The organism is Cellulomonas sp. GTC20042, from assembly GCF_055389595.1.
In genome coordinates, this window is record NZ_AP043678.1 from 3,858,549 (window position 1) to 3,875,969 (window position 17,421).

15 protein-coding genes are annotated in these 17,421 nt (G+C 74.7%); 8 read left to right on the forward strand and 7 right to left on the reverse strand.

Annotated features, from left to right (window positions below):
- The first annotated feature begins 18 nt into the window (after positions 1–18).
- From ACZ5HG_RS17845 to ACZ5HG_RS17860, 4 genes are all read left to right on the forward strand, one after another.
- A complete protein-coding gene (locus ACZ5HG_RS17845) occupies positions 19–837 on the forward strand; it encodes a LysR family substrate-binding domain-containing protein (RefSeq protein WP_464178835.1) in 819 nt (272 codons plus the stop codon).
- 93 nt (positions 838–930) lie between these two features.
- A complete protein-coding gene (locus tag ACZ5HG_RS17850; protein WP_464178837.1) occupies positions 931–1,434 on the forward strand; it encodes a hypothetical protein in 504 nt (167 codons plus the stop codon).
- Between the two features lie 164 nt (positions 1,435–1,598).
- The gene (locus tag ACZ5HG_RS17855; RefSeq protein ID WP_464178839.1) at positions 1,599–2,153 is read left to right on the forward strand and encodes a PadR family transcriptional regulator; all 555 of its coding nucleotides are present in this window, start codon (positions 1,599–1,601) and stop codon (positions 2,151–2,153) included.
- A gap of 69 nt (positions 2,154–2,222) precedes the next feature.
- The gene (locus ACZ5HG_RS17860) at positions 2,223–3,788 is read left to right on the forward strand and encodes an MFS transporter (RefSeq protein ID WP_464178841.1); all 1,566 of its coding nucleotides are present in this window, start codon (positions 2,223–2,225) and stop codon (positions 3,786–3,788) included.
- A gap of 109 nt (positions 3,789–3,897) precedes the next feature.
- On the opposite strand, the gene ACZ5HG_RS17865 is transcribed toward ACZ5HG_RS17860, so the two are convergent.
- The 5 genes from ACZ5HG_RS17865 to ACZ5HG_RS17885 all read right to left on the reverse strand — a co-directional run bounded on the left by ACZ5HG_RS17865 (position 3,898) and on the right by ACZ5HG_RS17885 (position 11,606).
- Positions 3,898–5,214: an ABC transporter permease gene (locus tag ACZ5HG_RS17865; protein ID WP_464178843.1), complete on the reverse strand. Its 1,317-nt coding sequence runs from the start codon at positions 5,212–5,214 to the stop codon at positions 3,898–3,900.
- Positions 5,214–5,933: an ABC transporter ATP-binding protein gene (locus tag ACZ5HG_RS17870; RefSeq protein WP_464178845.1), complete on the reverse strand. Its 720-nt coding sequence runs from the start codon at positions 5,931–5,933 to the stop codon at positions 5,214–5,216. Before ACZ5HG_RS17870 ends, ACZ5HG_RS17865 begins: the two co-directional genes overlap by 1 nt.
- Complete coding sequence (locus tag ACZ5HG_RS17875; protein ID WP_464178847.1) at positions 5,930–7,558, reverse strand: hypothetical protein; 1,629 nt, start codon at positions 7,556–7,558, stop codon at positions 5,930–5,932. Before ACZ5HG_RS17875 ends, ACZ5HG_RS17870 begins: the two co-directional genes overlap by 4 nt.
- A 56-nt stretch (positions 7,559–7,614) precedes the next feature.
- The gene (locus ACZ5HG_RS17880; RefSeq protein WP_464178849.1) at positions 7,615–8,712 is read right to left on the reverse strand and encodes a hypothetical protein; all 1,098 of its coding nucleotides are present in this window, start codon (positions 8,710–8,712) and stop codon (positions 7,615–7,617) included.
- A 143-nt stretch (positions 8,713–8,855) separates the two neighbouring features.
- On the reverse strand, positions 8,856–11,606 hold the full coding sequence (locus ACZ5HG_RS17885; protein WP_464178851.1) for a bifunctional diguanylate cyclase/phosphodiesterase: 2,751 nt from the start codon (positions 11,604–11,606) through the stop codon (positions 8,856–8,858).
- Between the two features lie 269 nt (positions 11,607–11,875).
- On the opposite strand from ACZ5HG_RS17885, the gene ACZ5HG_RS17890 reads away from it, so the two are divergent.
- A complete protein-coding gene (locus ACZ5HG_RS17890) occupies positions 11,876–12,184 on the forward strand; it encodes a type II toxin-antitoxin system VapB family antitoxin (RefSeq protein WP_464178853.1) in 309 nt (102 codons plus the stop codon).
- Positions 12,174–12,872, forward strand: a complete 699-nt coding sequence (locus tag ACZ5HG_RS17895) for a LytR C-terminal domain-containing protein (RefSeq protein ID WP_464178855.1) — start codon at positions 12,174–12,176, stop codon at positions 12,870–12,872. Before ACZ5HG_RS17890 ends, ACZ5HG_RS17895 begins: the two co-directional genes overlap by 11 nt.
- 68 nt (positions 12,873–12,940) lie before the next feature.
- On the opposite strand, the gene ACZ5HG_RS17900 is transcribed toward ACZ5HG_RS17895, so the two are convergent.
- Entirely contained in the window at positions 12,941–14,278 is a 1,338-nt protein-coding gene (locus ACZ5HG_RS17900) for a uracil-xanthine permease family protein (protein ID WP_464178857.1), read from the reverse strand.
- A gap of 224 nt (positions 14,279–14,502) precedes the next feature.
- On the opposite strand from ACZ5HG_RS17900, the gene ACZ5HG_RS17905 reads away from it, so the two are divergent.
- Entirely contained in the window at positions 14,503–15,747 is a 1,245-nt protein-coding gene (locus tag ACZ5HG_RS17905; RefSeq protein WP_464178859.1) for a glycosyltransferase 87 family protein, read from the forward strand.
- Here ACZ5HG_RS17905 and ACZ5HG_RS17910 read toward each other — a convergent pair.
- Positions 15,728–16,672 (reverse strand): LLM class F420-dependent oxidoreductase, encoded by a 945-nt coding sequence (locus ACZ5HG_RS17910; RefSeq protein ID WP_464178861.1) that lies wholly within the window; start codon positions 16,670–16,672, stop codon positions 15,728–15,730. The genes ACZ5HG_RS17905 and ACZ5HG_RS17910 overlap by 20 nt on opposite strands.
- 87 nt (positions 16,673–16,759) lie before the next feature.
- Here ACZ5HG_RS17910 and ACZ5HG_RS17915 point away from each other — a divergent pair, with 87 nt between their 5' ends.
- Entirely contained in the window at positions 16,760–17,416 is a 657-nt protein-coding gene (locus ACZ5HG_RS17915) for a DUF1684 domain-containing protein (RefSeq protein ID WP_464178863.1), read from the forward strand.
- Positions 17,417–17,421: the final 5 nt, after the last annotated feature.

Sequence of the window (17,421 nt, forward strand, 5' to 3'; positions counted from 1 at the left end):
CGCGGATAGGCTGGCGCGATGCCCGAGCAGCCCGCGACCCCCGCCGAGACGTTCCGGCTGCTGGTGGTGCCGGGCGTGATCCCGGCGTCCTGGCTGCGCACCTGGGCGCAGCGGCTGCCCGACGTGCGGCTCGACCTGGTGCACGCCGAGGTGGCCGAGCAGCACGCCACGCTGGCCGAGGGCCGTGCCGATGCCGCGCTGCTCCGGCTGCCGGTCGATCGCGACGTGCTGTCCGCGATCCCGCTCTACGTCGAGACCTCCGTGGTGGTGCTCCCGAAGGACCACCTGCTCACCGCGCTGGACGAGATCGCACCCGGCGACCTGGCGGAGGAGACGCTGCTCGTGCCGGCGGACGACGTGCTGCCGTGGCCGGACCGCCCCGGCGAGGTGTCTGCCCTGCCGACGCCGGAGACCACCGCCGACGCGATCGAGCTGGTGGCTGCCGGGGTGGGGCTGCTGGTCGTGCCGCAGTCGCTGGCCCGGCTGCACCACCGTCGCGACCTCACCTACCGCCCGCTCACGGCGGCGCCCACCTCGCAGGTGGCGCTGGCCTGGCTGCGCGAGCACGACGGCGATCCGCTGGTCGAGGAGATGATCGGCATCGTGCGCGGGCGCACCGTGAACTCGTCACGGGGGACCGCCGGTGCCGCCCGCGGGACAGCCCCCGCCGAGGACGCGGGTCGCGCTGCACCGGCCCGTGGCTCCGCCGGACGCGGCGGGACCGAGCGCGGGGCCTCGGGCCGCCGGACGGCGCGCCCGCCGGGTGACCGCCGCGCGCAGGGATCCGGCGGGGGCTCCGGCCGGCGGTCCGGCGGAGGGCGTCGGCGCGGTCGCTGACCCGATCGGACCCGCCGCGAGACGGGTGCCAGAACCCTCCCCCCGCACGCCTGCGACCTGCCAGGATGCCCGTGAGGGGCAGGGGGCAACCAGGTGATCGCATTCGACGTGCCGCGCACGTTCGTCCAGCTCGTGTTCGTGCGCGAGGCATGGGGTCTGGACGTGCGGGACGACATCCCGCCTGCCGAGCCGCCCCCGGAGCCCGGCACCTCGATCCGCCCGGACGACCCCTCGCTGGTCTCGCTGTGGCGCGGGGTGTGGACGGAGGCCGCCGCCTCGCCCCGGCGCCCGGTGCTGGGCAGCCCCCGGCTGTGGACCGACGTCTACGGGACCACCGGCCTCGACATGGGGGCGCTGACCGCGTGGTCGACCCGGGTGCGGGACACGATCTCCGCGGAGATCGGCGCCGATCGCGGCGTGGCCGGGGCACGGGCGCTGGACCGCACCACCACCGGCGAGGGCGCCGGGCTGCTCCGGGTCGACGTGCTGCCGCTGGCGCTCGGCTTCTGCGAGCGCGTGGTGCCGCACCACCTGGTCGTGTCGCTGCCGACCTACCTGGACGACGCGCTCTGGGACGCGGCGCTGGCCGAGGGCTGAGGCAGCCCGGCGGGGTGCCCGCGCGCCGGTCGGGTGCCCGCGCTGATCAGCGCCCTGCGCGCCGGTCCCGCGCTCCGCGTGGCACAGATCACCCGTTCTTCCCCCGTGATCATCGCTGACCCTGGTGGTATGTTCCACGCGGAGTATTCGAGAAGGAGCATCTGATGGCCGCTGTGACACCGATGGGCGTCGCGATCCTCGCGCTGCTCGCCGAACGGTCGATGCACCCCTACGAGATGCTCCAGATCCTGATGCAGCGCGCCACCGACCGGCTGGTCAAGGTCCGGCCCGGCTCGCTGTACCACACCGTCGACCGCCTGGTCCGTGACGGGCTCGCCGAGCCCGCCGGGGTCGAGCGGTCCGGCAACCGTCCCGAGCGCACCACCTACGCCCTGACCCCCGCCGGGGCCGAGGCGCTGAGCACCGAGCTCGCCGCGATGATCTCCGCACCCGTCAACGAGTTCCCCCGCCTGCCGCTCGCGCTCGCCGAGGCCCACAACCTCCCCCGCGCGACGGTGATCGGCCTGCTCCGCGACCGCCTCGCTCGCCTGGACGACGAGCTCGCCGTCCTGCGCGACGGGGTCGCCGCCGTCGAGGCCAAGGACCTGCCGGTCCGCTACTGGGTGGACCTGACCTACCAGATCGCCGTGTACGAGACCGAGCAGCGCTGGATCACGACCTTCGTCGAGGGCATCGAGTCCGGCGACATCGCCTGGTGACCCCCGGCGCCCCGGCCCCGCCGCCGCGCCGCCCCGCACGCCCGTCCGTCCTTCCGAGAGAAGACACCCATGACCCCGCACCCCCGACCCTGGCCTGCCCTCTGGGCGCTGGTCGTCGGCTTCTTCATGATCCTGGTCGACACGACCATCGTGTCCGTCGCCAACCCCGCGATCATGCAGGGCCTGCACACCGACATCGACGCGGTCATCTGGGTGACCAGCGCCTACCTGCTCACCTACGCCGCCCCGCTGCTGGTCACCGGTCGGCTCGGTGACCGCTTCGGTCCCAAGCCGGTGTACCTGGCCGGACTCGCCCTGTTCACGATCGCGTCGGCCGCCTGCGGGCTGTCCGGGTCGATCGGCGCGCTGATCGCCGCCCGCGCGTTCCAGGGCCTCGGTGCCGCGCTGATGACCCCGCAGACCATGGCCGTGATCACCCGGATGTTCCCGCCGGACTCGCGCGGCAAGGCGATGAGCCTGTGGGGCGCGGTCGCCGGTGTCGCGACCCTGGTCGGCCCGATCCTCGGCGGCGTGCTGGTGGACGGCCTCGGCTGGGAGTGGATCTTCTTCGTCAACGTGCCGGTCGGCGTCGTGGCGTTCGTGCTCGCGGTGCGGCTGGTGCCGACGCTGCCCACCCACGCCCACCGGTTCGACGTGGTCGGCGTGGTGCTCAGCGCGCTCGGCATGTTCCTGCTGGTGTTCGGCATCCAGGAGGGGCAGGGCTACGACTGGGGCCTGATCGGCGGCTGGCTGCCGGTCTGGGGCGTGGTCGGCGCCGGCGTGGTGGTGCTGGTGCTGTTCGTCGTGCACCAGTCCCGCACCCGCGGGGAGCCGCTGCTGCCGCTCGGCCTGTTCCGTGACCGCAACTTCGCGCTGGCCAACGGGGCGATCAGCACGCTCGGCTTCGCGGTGACCTCGCTGTCGCTGCCGCTGGTGTTCTACTACCAGCTCGTGCTCGGGTTCTCGCCGACCCGTTCCGCGCTGATGCTGGTGCCGATGGCCGTGATGACCATGGCGCTGTCCCCGGTGATCGGCCGCCGTGTCGACACCGCGAACCCGCGCACCATCGCCCTGGCCGGCATGCTGCTGATGGCGCTCGCGCTGGTGTGGTTCTCGCTGTGGCTGGAGCCCGGCACCGACCGCTGGGCCCGCCTGCTGCTGCCGAGCGCGCTGCTCGGTGTCGCCAACGCCTGCCTGTGGTCGCCGATCTCGTCCACCGCCACCCGCAACCTGCCGCCGCAGCAGGCGGGCGCCGGCTCGGGCGTGTTCAACACCACCCGGCAGATCGGCTCCGTGCTGGGCAGCGCCGCCATCGCCGCGCTGATCCAGGCCCGGCTGACCGCCGAGCTCGGGGCCGGGGCCGCCGGCTCCACCGCCGCTGCCGAGGCCGCGGGCCGGCTGCCGGACGCGATCACCCCCGGGTTCTCGGACGCGATGGCGCAGGCCCTGCTGCTGCCGGCGGGCATCGCCCTGGTCGGCGCGGTGGTGGTCGCGTTCTTCCTGCCGCCGCGTCGCGGTGCGGCCGCCGGTGCGGACACCGGCGCCCCGGCGACCACGGTCACGGACGCGACCCGTCCCGCTGCCGACGCCAGCCCCGCTACCGGCGCCGGGACCGCCCCCGCGCCGACGGCCTGACCGCAGCATCCCCACCCGGGCGCACGCCCGGGCGCAGCGCCACGACGGGCGCCGCCCCTCCCGCACGGGGGGTCGGCGCCCGTCGTGGTCCGGACCGGCCGCGTCCGGGTCAGATCCCCCCGCGCAGCGCCGCGATCGGCTCGATCGACGCCGCCTTGAGCGCCGGGTAGATGCCGGCCAGCAGACCGATCAGCCCGCCGCCGACCGCCGCAGCGCCCACGACGGCCAGGTCGAGGATCGGCGTCCAGGACTGGGCGGCCGACACGATCACCACCACCGCCACCCCGAGCGCGGCGCCGATCATGCCGCCGAGCAGGCCGACCACCACCGACTCGAGCATGAACTGCGCGCCGATGTCCCGCCGCCGGGCCCCGAGCGCGCGGCGCAGGCCGATCTCGCCGACCCGTTCCATCACCGACAGCAGCGTCACGTTCGCGATGCCGAGGCCGCCGATCAGCAGGGCCACCCCGCCGAGCGCGAGGAAGATCGTGCTGATGTCGGCCTGCACGCTCTCCTGCACGGCGGACCGGCTGGGCGGCACCTGCACCCGGACCGTCTCCGGCGAGTTCGGCGACAGCGCCACCGGCACCTGCTCGGCGACCACCGGCCCCGCGCCGACGGCGATCCGCAGGTGCAGCTCCTCCGGCGCGGCCAGCCCGAAGTCGGCGCGGGCGGTGCCCATCGGCAGCACCACCGCGTCCAGCAGGTCGGAGCGGCGCTTCACCCCGTCGACGATCCCGATCACCGTGTACGAGCGCTCGCCGATGAAGATCGACGGCTGACGGTCCACCCGGCTGATGCCGAGCCGCTCGGCGGCGCGTGCTCCGAGCACCACCACCCGGTCGGCGCGCTCGTCGTGGCCGGAGTCGAAGAACCGGCCGGTGACCACCCGCCCGCGCACCGCGTCGAGCAGACCGCCGGTGCCGGCGAGCACCGGGGGCGAGACGGGGTCGGGCTGCGAGGGGTCGTTCACGCCGGCCGCGGTCACGGTGGCGCCGTCGACGTCCACCGTGGCGACCAGCCCGGCGTCCTCGACACCCGCGAGCCGGGCGGCACGCGCGTCGGCGTCCCAGGGCAGCGCCGCCGTCGCGCGCTGCTCGCCGCTGGCGGTCCGGGTGGTCGACGGGGAGGCGACCGCCTGCGTGGCGGCCACCGCGTCGAACTGCGCGGCGATCTGCCCGGCCGCGGTCTGCGCCAGGCCGACCGTCACCACCACGGAGGCGATGCCGAGCACCGTGCCGAGGATGGTGAGGAACAGCCGGCCCGGGCGGGCGCCGATGCCGAAGGTGGACTCGACGGCCAGGTCCCGCAGGCCGAAGCGGTCACCGCGCGGAGCGCGCTCGGCCCGCACACCTCGCTCGGCCCCATCGCCCCGCTCGCCCCGCCCGGCCCGCTGCGGGCGTTCCGTCCGGGTCGCGGCGCGCATCAGGCCACCTCGGTCAGCGTGCCGTCGGCGATCCGCACCCGCCGCTGCGCCCGCGCGGACACCGAGGCGTCGTGCGTGATCACGACCAGGGTCAGCCCCTCGGCGTGCAGCTCGTCGAACAGGTCCATCACCGCCGCGCTGCTCGTCGTGTCGAGGTTGCCGGTGGGCTCGTCGGCGAGCAGCACGTGCGGCTGGGTGACGACGGCCCGGGCCACCGCGACCCGCTGCCGCTCGCCGCCGGACAGCACCGTCGGCAGGAACCCGAGGCGGTGGCTCAGCCCCACCCGGTCCAGCGCCGCGAGCGCCCGCTGCCGTCGCTCCGCCCGGGGCACGCCGCTGTAGAGCGTCGCGAGCAGCACGTTGTCGAGCACCGTGCGGTGCGGCAGCAGGTGGAACGACTGGAACACGAAGCCGATCCGCCCGCCACGCAGCGCCGACCGCTCCGCCTCCGACGCCGTTCCCGTGGGCACCCCGTCGAGCAGGTACTCGCCGCCGGTGGGCCGGTCGAGCAGGCCGAGCAGGTGCAGCAGCGTCGACTTGCCCGAGCCGGACGGCCCGATGATCGACAGGTAGTCCCCGGCGGCCACCCGCAGGTCGCTCGGGTGCAGCGCGGTCACCGGCGGGTCACCGGGGAACGACCGGGTCAGCCCGCGCAGCTCGATGACCGGCGCCGCGTCCTCGACCGGCAGGAGCTCGGTGAGCAGGTCGGTCGCCGTCACGCGTCGTCCTCGGCGTCGGGCTCCGCGGTGGCCTCCGGGTCGTCGCCGCCGCTGGTGCCCACCACGACCAGGTCGTCCTCGTGCAGCTCGTGGTCCACGCCGGTGACCTCGACGTAGCCGCCCGCGGCCAGGCCGGTGGTGACCTCGACCAGCGTGCTGGTGCCGTCGGTCATCAGCTCGACCCGGGACTCGCCACCGGGCCCGGCGGTGATCGCCGCCAGCGGGACCGCGAGCACCGCGCCGCCGGTGCTGGACACCGGGACGGACACCCGGACGTTGGTGCCCTGGAGCGTCGCGATCTGCTCCGGGGTCAGCCCCTCGGGGCGGAAGGTGATCGTGGACCGGCCGCTGTCGCCGGACCCGCCGTCGCCCTCGCCGCCCGATCCCGACCCGGAGCCGGAGCCCGAGGAGCCCGCGGTGATCTCGGTGACGGTGACCGGGACCTCCACGTCGCCGACCGGGATCGTGCCGGTCGCCCCGACGGTCAGCAGCGCGGCGTCGGTGCGCGAGGCGCTCGCGACCACCTGGAGGGTCGCGCCGGAGACGCTCATCACCGACCCGTCCACGGTGCCGCCGCGCTTCACGCCCACCGAGTCCACCCGGCGCGGGACCGTGTCGAGGAAGACCACCTCGGACGCGGGCAGCGCGGTCATGGTCTCGGCCTGCGCGTCGGCCAGGTCGGCCTTCGCGTCCGTGAGCATCTGCTGGGCCGCGGTGAGCGAGGCACGCTCGCCGCTGGTGTCCGGGGCGCCGCCGATCTCACCTCGCTCGGCCTGGGCGAACGCCAGAGCGTCCTCGGCATCCGCCAGCGCGTTCTGCCGGTCCCGGTCACCGGCGGCCGAGCAGTCCGCATCGCCCGCGGTGCCCGCAGCGCACGCCGCGCGGGTCTCGTCGACCGTCTGCCGGGCGGCGTCCCGCGCGCGCACGGCCGCGTTCACCGCCTGGTCCGCCTTGAGGATCTGCGATCCAGCCGTCGTCCCGGACGCCGCACGGCTGAGCGCGGTCTGCGCGTCGGTCACCGCGGTCTGCGCGGACCGCACGTTCAGCTCCGCCGACCGCACCGCCTCCTCCTGCTCGTCGCTGGCCGTCGGCGCCGGGTAGCCCACGCGCTGGTAGAGCGCGCGCACCCCGGCGGCGGTCGCCGCGTCGTACACGTCGGAGGCCGGGTCCCCGGCGGCGATGCCGAGGGCACCGAGCGCCTGCTTGAGCTGGACGACGTCCGGCCCGGACACCCCGGAGCGCAGGGTGCGGTAGGTGGGCAGACCGCCGGGCAGCACGATCACCGGGCGTCCGGCGACCTCGAGCGCCACCGACCCGGCGTCCAGGGTGGCCCCGACCTCGGGCACCTGACCGGTGACCACGGCGCGCTGGCCGAGGTCGGAGGTCTCGATCCGCATGTCCACCGCGTCGTCGTAGACCACGTCGCCGCGGATCGTCACCGTGTTGCTCAGCTCACGGCTCTCCACCGGGACGGTGATCGGGCCGGCCTCCGGCGGGGCGGTGCGGGCGGCCGCCTCGGCGGGGTTCACCACGAACCGGCTGAGCACGAGGCCCACCACCAGCCCGACCACCGCGACCAGGGCGAGCACCACGATCGCGCGGTTGCCGGTCCGCCACGAGCTCACGGGCGCGACCGCTGCCGGCTCGAGCTCCTGCCCCGGCTCCTCCGTCGGCACGACGCTCACTCGCCGCGCGCCTCTGCGGCGGCGGTGGCCCAGGCCTCGAGCTCGTCGCGGTGCTGGTCCACGAACTCCTGCTGGCTGGCGTGGTCGATCTCGAGCGCCTTCTCCTGGTACTTCGTGGAGTCCTGGCAGCCCCGGTCGGCGACGGCCTGCTTGATCTCCTTGGCGGTGAACGCCGAGACGGCGGCCTGGTCCTTCTCCGGCTGCGCCGGGCCCTCGGGGTTCGCCTCCCAGTCCCAGCTCTCGATCAGCGCCTCGTACTCGGGGCCGTAGCCCTGGAGCTCGTTCCACTCCTCGTACAGCGCGTTCTGCACCTCGTTCACCGTGGTCACGTCGCTGAAGCCGGCGTCGGCCATGCAGCTCGCCCAGGCGGCGTCGAGCTCGGCGATCTTCGGGTCGGCGGCAGCCTGCTCCCAGCGGGCGTTGATCTCGTCCTCGAGGGCGGAGAACTCGTCCGGCGTGGAGGTCGCGCCCATGTCATAGACCTCGTGCTGCGCCTCGCCGTAGCAGCCGGCCGTGGTCCAGTCGTACTCGACGGCGACGTTCTCGTCCTCGGCGCCCGCGGGGTCCTCCTGCGGCGGGCCCCAGAGCGCGTCGGAGTAGGCCTGCTGCTCGCTCTCGGACATCGACTCCAGGTACTCCTGGTTCGGGTCGACGTACTCCTGGTCGGGCTCCGGCAGGTCCTCCATGCCCCAGGGGTCGGTGCTGATCCCGTAGCCGTACTGCTCGGCGAACTCCATGGAGCCCCACTCGACGTCGAGGTCGTCGCTCGAGAACACGGTGCCGCCGTTGCTGTCGTTGGGCGTGTAGTCGAAGCCCTGCTCACCCATGCAGGCCGCGACCAGCTCCTCGACCTCGCGGTTCTGCCGGTCGGACTCCGCCTGCGCGTCGTCCATGCTCTGCTCGTCCTGCTCGAGGGAGTAGCCGTAGATCCGCGCCAGGTACTCGTCCAGCGGGCCCGGCGTGTACTCGAACGCGGACCCGGAACCCTTGCCCTCCGACCCGCCCCCGCCGTCGTCGCCCGAGCACCCGGTGAGGGCCAGGGCGGCGGCACAGGCCAGCACGGCGGCCCGTCGGACGGTGGTGATCGCGGTCATGGTGAGCACTCCCCTGCGGTCGGTCGACGCGCCGTCGTCGGCGCTCTTCGCAGCGAAGGTACGGGAATCCCGCAGCTGTTCGGGCCGATTCGAGTGATTCCACTCACATGGATCTGTGCAGATCCTGTGCGCTGATCCGCCGGTCAGACGCGCTGCTGGGGTGCCCCGTCCACCGCCCGCCGGGGTGCCAGGGGGTCGACCTGGACCGCGTCGGCGAAGGCCGTCGGCCGACCGAACAGGTAGCCCTGCGCGTACCCGCACCCGAGCGCCCGCAGCTGCACGAACCGCATCTCGTCCTCGACACCCTCGGCGATCACGTGCGCGCCGAGCGACCGCCCGAGGGCCACGATCGCCTCGATCACGCCGGCGGCCCGGGGGCCGGACACGTCGGGGTCGCCGAGCCCCTGCACGAAGGACCGGTCGATCTTGAGCAGCGTCACCGGGTAGTCGTGCAGCCGGGACAGCGAGGAGTAGCCGGTGCCGAAGTCGTCGATCGCGACGCCGACGCCGAGCTCGTCGAGCGCGCGCAGCATCGGCACCGCGCGGGCGTCGTCGGCCAGGGCGCTCTCGGTGACCTCGATCCCGAGCCAGCGAGGGGGCGCGTCCATCCGGGCCAGCACGTCGACCACGGTGGTCACCAGGTCCGGCCGGTCGGACTGCCCGGCGAACTGCCGCGGCGAGACGTTCACCCAGACCCGCAGGTCGGAGCCGGTGAGCCGGTTGTGCGCGGTGATGTCGGCGACGGCGCGGTGCAACGCCCACGCCCCGAGAGCGGTGATCAGCCCGGTCTCCTCGGCGACCGGGATGAACTCCGCCGGCGACACCGGCCCCCGGCTGCGGCTCGCCCAGCGCATCAGCGCCTCGACGCCGACCACCCGTCCGCTGACCAGGTCGATCTCCGGCTGGTAGACCAGGTACATCTCGCCCTCGTCCACCGCGCGGCGCAGGTCGGCGGCCATGGTCAGCCGCTGCCGCGCCCGGTCCGCCTCGGTGTCCTCGTACCAGCGGTGCGCCCCGCCGCCGACGTCCTTGGCCCGGTACATCGCGACGTCGGCGCAGCGCAGCAGCTCGTCCCACGGCATCGACCCGGGCTCCGCGTGCACCACGCCGACGCTGCACCCGACGGCGAACTCCTCGGAGTTCACCGAGAACGGCTGCCCGAACGCCTCGACCAGCCGGGCCGCCACCCGCTCGGCCGCCGCGGGCCGCACGTCCGGCAGCAGCACCACGAACTCGTCGCCGCCGAGCCGGGCGGCGGTGGCCCGCTCGGGCAGGTCCGCGCCGACCCGGGTCGCCGCGAGCTGGAGCAGCTGGTCGCCGACGGCGTGCCCGTAGGAGTCGTTCACCAGCTTGAACCGGTCGAGGTCGAGCAGCAGCAGCGCGGTCCCGGCGCGCGAGGTGGTCAGCGCGGCGATCCCCCGCTCGCGGGCGACGTCGCGGTTGGCCAGGCCGGTGAGCGGGTCGTGGGTGGCGGCGTGGGTCAGCCGGTCCTGGGCGTCGCGGAACCGGGTGATGTCGCGGGCCACCACGAGCACCGACTCGGTGATGCGGTCCTCGTCCAGCTCGGCGACGGCGCGCACGTCGTACCAGTGGCCGTTGGACTGCGCGGACATCCGGATCAGCCGGCGCGGGTCGTTCTGCGGGTCGACGCCCGGCTCGGAGCCGATCGCGAGCATGTGGTTCGACAGCGCCCGCACGGCGTGCATCACCGGGGAGTAGGCGGACAGCTCGGTGGTGCGTCGGCCGATCGCGTCCTCCGGCAGGCCGGCCGCGCGGCGCAGCGCCTCGTTGGCGAAGGCCAGGCGCCCGTCGGCGTCGACGCGCGCGAGGGCGTCCGGGGTGTTCCGGGTGATCGACTCCAGCTCGCGGGAGCGGGTCGCGAGGTCGTGCGTGCGGTCCGAGGCCAGCTGGAGCGCGCGCACCTCGGCGATCGCCCGGGAGGCCAGCAGCCCGCCGACCAGCGCCGTCAGCACCAGGCCGGAGCCCAGCACCAGCCAGGGCAGGGGACCGGGGGCGTCGGAGCGCTCGACCGTCAGCGTCCAGGTGCGCCCGCCCACCGGCAGGTCGACCTGCTCGACCAGGCCCGTGCCGCTGGGCGTGACGCCGGTCGACCGGGACCCGACCACGGTGCCGAGCGACGCGCCGGAGTCCTGCACCAGCGTGGCGTCCGCGGGGGCGTCCACCCGGTCGAGCAGCGGCCCCACCCGGAACGTGGTCACCGCCCAGCCGATGATCCGGTCCCGCCGGGCGGCCACCGAGGTCGGGGAGATCGTGCTGTCGAACACCGGCACGACCACGGCCGCCTCGGGGCTGCTCGCGTCGTCGTCGCCGGGCACGTAGGGCGCGGACATCACCAGCGATCCGGCGTCCCGGGCCGTCGACAGGGCGTCGGCGAGCACCTCGGCTGCCTCGCCCCCGTCGTCCCCGGCGGCGAGCGCGTCGACCAGCGAGGGGTCGGCGTGCCGCACCACCGACTCGACGGTGGCGGTCGTGGGGTCGCCCGGCGCCCCGAGCACCACCGCGCCCCGGCGTGCCTCGGCGTCCTGCGCGGCGCGCACCCAGGAGACGGCGTAGCCCGCCCCGGCGCCGTCCCGCACGCCGAGCAGCTGCATGTGCGTCTGCCACATGGCCAGCGACTGCTCGGGTGCGACGCCGGGTGCCGGGGTGAGCATCACGGCGGAGAGCTGGGTGAGCTCGCCCTGCACGTCGAGCCGGGAGGACACCGCCTCCGCGGTGACCGCGAGCTGCCACCGGGTCGCGCTGACCAGGCGGTCGCGCTCGGAGTGGGCGGTGAGGGCGGCGGCGGCCACCGAGAGCACGAGACCGACCGGCACGGTGACCGCGACGATCCTGCGCACCCGTCGTCGGGCGCGCAGCCGTGCTTCCTGCGGCATGCCCTCTCCCCTCGGCTCACCCGGTGCGTGACCGACCGGGCGGCGACCCGCCCGTGCTCATCTCATCGACCGGACCGACCGCCTCCACGACCTCCGGGAGGAAGTTCACCCACCCGGGCACCGGACCGGGCCCAAGAGGGACAAATCGGGCGGCCCACGGCCGAGCGTGACACATCCGTCCGGGGGACGTCACCCCGGATCGGGGTCCGACCGCTCGGCCCGCGAGCCATTGCCCCCGAGGGGGCCCGGCCTCACCTACACTCCCCAGGGTGATCTTCAAGTCGGTGGGCGAGGGCAGGCCCTATCCCGATCACGGCCTCGTCACGCCCAAGCAGTGGGCCGAGGTGCCGCCGCGCCAGGTCCGCCTGGACGAGCTCGTCACCACCAAGCGCACGTTGAACCTGGACAACCTGCTGTCCGAGGACTCGACGTTCTACGGCGACCTGTTCGCCCACGTCGTGCAGTGGCACGGCGTGATGTACCTGGAGGACGGGCTGCACCGTGCCGTGCGCGCCGCCCTCCAGCAGCGCCCCGTCCTGCACGCCCGCGTCCTCGTGATCGAGTCCGATGTCCTCTGAGCGCCCCGCCCCCGACCTCGCCCGTCAGCGTCGCCGCCGGCACGTCCACGAGCGGCAGGCCGTGATCTTCGGCGTCCTGCTCGCCGGTCTCGGCGTGGCCGGCCTCGGTGCCGCCGCTGTGTACACCGGCAACCTCGAGCTGCCGTTCCTGGCCCGCGGCTTCTCCTCGCCGGCGCCGACCGGCCTGGCCGCCGCCGACTCCCCGTGCCCGCCGGAGGGTGCCACGCCGGTGCCCTACGGCCAGGTCGCGGTGAACGTGTACAACGGCACCACCCGGGTCGGGCTGGCCGGGGACACCGCCTCGGCGCTGGCGTCCCGCGGCTTCGCGATCAGCACCCAGGGCAACGCGACCGCGCAGGGCTACGCCCGGTACGAGGGCACCGCGCTGATCCAGTTCGGCACCCAGGGCGTCGCCGCGGCGTACACGCTGGCCGCGCAGCTCGACAGTCCCCTGCTGGTGCTCGACGACCGCGCCGACGCGAGCGTGGACCTGGTGGTCGGCGCCACCTACAACGCACTGGTCGCCGCGGCGGACGTCACCCTCGTCGCCGACCAGCCGTTCGCGGTGCCCGCGGGCTGCGTCCCGCTGGACCAGGTCACCCCGATCGCGATGCCCGTGCCGACCACCGCGCCGGCGACCACGGAGACCGAGGCGCCGCCGGCCGAGGGCGAGGCCGCCGAGGGCTGAGACCCTCCACGCAGCGATCGGGCCCGCCCTCCGTGCAGGAGGACGGGCCCGATGTGCGCCTGCGTGCCTCAGCGCTCCAGCTCGGTGCCGCCGGGCACCGAGGCGGGCGAGGCGGGCTCCTGGGTGGTGCCGCGCCAGCGGGCCACCGCGCGCATCAGGTGGTAGACGCCGATCGCCGCCGCCGAGCCGAGCGCGATGCCCTCGAAGGTGACGTCGCCGGCGGTCCAGGTGTAGTTCGCGATGCCGACCACCAGGGCCACCGCCGCGGTGGTGAGGTTCACCGGGTTCGAGAAGTCGACCTTGTTCTGCACCCAGATCCGGGCGCCGAGCACGCCGATCATCCCGTAGAGCACGGTGGTCGCCCCGCCGAGCACGCCGGCCGGGATCGTGTTGATCACCTCGCCGAACTTCGGGGACAGGCTGAGCACCAGGGCGGTCGCCGCCGCCACCCAGTACGCCGCGGTGGAGTAGACCTTGGTCGCCGCCATCACACCGATGTTCTCGGCGTAGGTGGTGGTGCCGGAGCCGCCGCCGACGCCCGCGAGGGTGGTCGCCAGGCCGTCGGCCAGCAGCGCGCGGCCGGTCAGGTGGTCCAGGTCCTTGCCGGTCATCGCCGCGACCGACTTCACGTGCCCGACGTTCTCGGCCACCAGCACGAACACCACCGGCAGGAACAGCCCGAGCAGCCGGGGCTCGAAGGTCGGGGTCACGAAGTCCGGCAGGCCGAACCAGGCGGCCTGCTCGACGGCGGTGAAGTCGACCTCGCCGCGGATCGTGGCGACCACGTAGCCGATCAGCACGCCGACCAGGATCGACAGCCGGCCGAGGATGCCGCGGAACAGCACCGCCACCAGCACGATCGCCAGCAGGGTCACGATCGCGGTCACCGGTGCGGCGCGGAAGCCGCTGCACGTGCCGTCCGGCTGGCAGGTGCCCCACGCGGTCGGCGCCAGGTTGAAGCCGATCAGCGCGACGATCGTGCCGGTGACCACCGGCGGCATCACCACGTCGATCCAGCGCGGGCCCGCCAGGTGCACCACCAGGCCGATCACCGCGAGCAGCACACCGGTGATCAGCACGCCGCCGACCGCCGCGGACTGCCCGCCCGACGCGGTGGCCGCCGAGATCGGCGCGATGAACGCGAAGGAGGAGCCGAGGTAGCTCGGCAGCTTGTTCCCGGTGACGATCAGGAACAGCACCGTGCCGATCGCGGAGAACAGCAGCGTCGTCGCCGGGGAGAACCCGGTCAGCAGCGGGACCAGGAAGGTCGCGCCGAACATCGCCACCACGTGCTGCATGCCGATGCCGATGGTGCGGGGCCAGCTCAGCCGCTCGTCCGGTGCGACCACCGCCCCCGGCTCCACCCGTCGGCCGTCGCCGTGCACCCGCCACCCGATCGCGCTCACGCGTCCCCGCTCTCCTCGCTCGCCGCCCGGGCGCCGCGCCCGGGACCGGGCCGCGCGACGTGCGTGCCGCGCCGACCCGCCCCGCAGGGTATCGGCCGGGGGCCGGGCGCCGTCGGGACCCCTCCGCGCACGGACTCGCCGCGTAGGGTGAGCCGCGCCCGCACCGACCCCGGAGGCCCGCCCTGGACACCGTTCGACTCATCCGGTCGCGCACGGCCCTCTGGGTGGCGTTCGCGCTGGTGCACGGCTGGATCGCCCTGGTGGGCACCGTGCTCATCCCCACCCAGGCGTTCTGGGACCTCGACCTGTACCGCTGGTGGATGTGGCAGGGCCTGCACCAGGGCGTGTGGCCGGTGCTCGACGGCGACTGGGTGTACCCCGCCGGGGCGGTGCTGCCGATGCTGCTGCCCGCGCTGGTCGACGCCGTCGGCACCCAGCCCTACGCGCTGGCGTGGACCGTGCTGATCGCCGGGCTGAACGCGGCGGCGATCGGCGTGCTGCTGCGCTCGGGCCGACGCGACGAGGGCGCCCGCACCGACCCGGCGGTCGGCGCCTGGTGGTGGCTGCTGTTCATCGCCCTGCTCGGGCCGATCGCGATCGGTCGGCTGGACGCCGTGGTGGCGCCGATCGTGGTGATCGCGCTGACGCTCGCGCTGCGCCGGCCCGCGGTGGCCTCCGCGCTGCTGACCGTCGGCGCGTGGATCAAGGTGGCACCGGGCGCGCTGCTGCTGCCGCTGGTGATGGTGGTCCGCCGGCCGTGGCGCGACCTGGTGCTGCCCGCCGCCGCGGTGTGCGTCGTGGTGGCCGGGGTGGTGACCGTGGGCGGCGGGGCGGAGCACCTGCTGAGCTTCCTGCTCGCGCAGGGCGACCGCGGTCTCCAGCTCGAGTCGGTCGGCGCGACGCCGTGGGTGCTGCGCGGGCTGGTCGACCCCGGGGTCACGATCACCCTGAACCAGGAGATCATCACCTGGGAGATCGCCGGGCCCGGCACCGCCACCGTCGCCTCGCTGCTCGGGCTGGCCCTGCCGGTCGCCCTCGCCGCCGCCACCGGTCTGCTGCTGCTGGTCCGGCACCGCGCGGGCGCCGACCTCGACGTGCCGGCGTTCCTCGCCCGCGGCGCGCTGCTGATGGCCGTGCTGCTGATCGTCACCAACAAGGTCGGCTCGCCGCAGTTCATCGGCTGGCTGGCCGGTCCGGTGGCCGTCGGCCTGGCCCGGCCGGGTGCCGGCGGGCTACGGCCCTGGCGGTGGACCGCCGTCCTGGTGCTGGTGATCGGCGGCCTGACCCAGGTGGTGTTCCCGATGACCTACTCGGCGATCACCGCCGGCGTGGTCGGCCCCTCGCTGGTGCTGGTGGCACGCAACGTGCTGCTGGTGGTGCTGCTGGTGGTCGTGGCCCGCGACCTGCTCCGCATGGCGCGCACGCAGCGGCCGCGGACCACGACGGAGATCAGCCCAGCTGCGGCATGACCTCGGAGGCCACCAGCTCCAGGTGGTCCAGGTCGTGCAGGTCGAGCACCTGGAGGTAGACGCGCTGGATGCCGAGCTCGGCGAGCGCGCCCAGCCGGTCCACGATCGCGGTCGGCGTGCCGGCGATGCCGACCTCGCGGACCTCCTTCGGGTCACGGCCGATCGCCGCGGCCCGACGGTCCACCTCGGCGTCGTCGCGGCCCGCGACCATCACCAGGGCGGTGGACAGGGTGAGCGTCTCGGGGTCGCGGCCGATGGTCCGGCAGGCCTCGCGCACCGTCTCCAGCTTCGGCCCGATCTCGGCCAGCGGCGGGAAGGACAGGTTGAACTCGGCGGCGAACCGGGCGGCCAGCGCGGGGGTGCGCCTCGGGCCGAGACCGCCGACGATCACCGGGACGCCCGCGCGGGACGGGTCCAGCGGGGACTGCTGCACCGGCTTGGGCAGGGCCGGGCTGTTCTCGAGCGTGTAGTGCTCGCCCGCGTAGGAGAAGCGCTCGCCCACCGGCGTGCCCCACAGACCGGTGACGACCTCGAGCTGCTCGGTGAGCAGGCCGAAGCGCTTGGCCGGGAACGGGATGCCGTAGGCGGCGTGCTCCTCGGCGAACCAGCCGGCACCCAGGCCGAGCTCGACCCGCCCGCCGGACATCTCGTCCACCTGCGCCACCTGGATCGCCAGCACGCCGGGGTGCCGGAACGTCGCCGACGTCACCAGGGTGCCCAGGCGGATCGTGCTGGTCTCGCGGGCGAGGCCGGCCAGCGTCGTCCAGGCGTCGGTGGGGCCGGGCAGGCCGTCGCCGCCCATCGTCAGGTAGTGGTCGGAGCGGAAGAAGGCGTCGAAGCCCAGGTCCTCGGACGCCTTGGCCACGGCGAGCAGGTCGGAGTACGTCGCGCCCATCTGCGGCTCGGTGAAGATCCTCAAGTCCATGCCGCCAGCCTTTCACGCCGGTCCGACAGGCCGCGCCCCGGCCGTTCGTCCACGCCGTCCTCCCGCCGGGCATGAGACGGTGGAGGCATGGTGACGCAGCTCGGTCAGGTCTTCGACGCGCTCGCGGTGGCCGACTGGCGGCGCCGCGTCGCCCAGGTGTACGCCGATGTCCGGCGGATCGCTGCCACCGACCCCGCCGCCGCGCACCGCGAGTGGGTGGACCGCCGCGACGAGCTGTTCGCCGGGCACGCGGCCTCCCCGCTGCGCCCGGCCGCCAAGGCCGTGTTCACCGGCCTCGACGTCGCCCCCTACGACCCTGCCTACCGCTTCGAGGTCCGGGTGCGCGCCACCTCCCCGCAGCGGCTCGAGGTCGCCACCGGCACCGACGGCCTGGTGCCCTTCGACCGGGTCGGCCGCCTGGAGCTCGACGACCTCGGCTCGCTCACCGTCTGGGCGCTGCGCACCTACGGCGGCGGGATCTTCGTGCCGGTCAAGGACGCCACCTCCGGGCGCTCGACCTACGGCGGCGGGCGCTACGTGCTCGACACGATCAAGGGCGCCGACCACGGGCGCGCGCCCGACGGCGGGCTGGTGGTCGACCTCAACTTCGCCTACAACCCGTCCTGCGCCTACGACCCGGCATGGGCCTGCCCGCTGGCCACCCGGGGCAACGTGCTCGACGCCGAGGTGCCGGTGGGCGAGCGGGTGCCGGACCCGTTGATCGTGGCGGACTTCGACCTCTGACCAGC

What these genes read in the sequence shown, in the direction of transcription:
- ACZ5HG_RS17845 (WP_464178835.1), top strand. Translation starts at nt 19, where the DNA reads ATGCCCGAGCAGCCCGCGACCCCCGCCGAGACGTTCCGGCTGCTGGTG.
- ACZ5HG_RS17855 (WP_464178839.1), top strand. Translation starts at nt 1,599, where the DNA reads ATGGCCGCTGTGACACCGATGGGCGTCGCGATCCTCGCGCTGCTCGCC.
- ACZ5HG_RS17860 (WP_464178841.1), top strand. Translation starts at nt 2,223, where the DNA reads ATGACCCCGCACCCCCGACCCTGGCCTGCCCTCTGGGCGCTGGTCGTC.
- ACZ5HG_RS17865 (WP_464178843.1), bottom strand. Translation starts at nt 5,214, where the DNA reads ATGCGCGCCGCGACCCGGACGGAACGCCCGCAGCGGGCCGGGCGGGGC.
- ACZ5HG_RS17880 (WP_464178849.1), bottom strand. Translation starts at nt 8,712, where the DNA reads ATGACCGCGATCACCACCGTCCGACGGGCCGCCGTGCTGGCCTGTGCC.
- ACZ5HG_RS17885 (WP_464178851.1), bottom strand. Translation starts at nt 11,606, where the DNA reads ATGCCGCAGGAAGCACGGCTGCGCGCCCGACGACGGGTGCGCAGGATC.
- ACZ5HG_RS17895 (WP_464178855.1), top strand. Translation starts at nt 12,174, where the DNA reads ATGTCCTCTGAGCGCCCCGCCCCCGACCTCGCCCGTCAGCGTCGCCGC.
- ACZ5HG_RS17910 (WP_464178861.1), bottom strand. Translation starts at nt 16,672, where the DNA reads ATGGACTTGAGGATCTTCACCGAGCCGCAGATGGGCGCGACGTACTCC.
- ACZ5HG_RS17915 (WP_464178863.1), top strand. Translation starts at nt 16,760, where the DNA reads ATGGTGACGCAGCTCGGTCAGGTCTTCGACGCGCTCGCGGTGGCCGAC.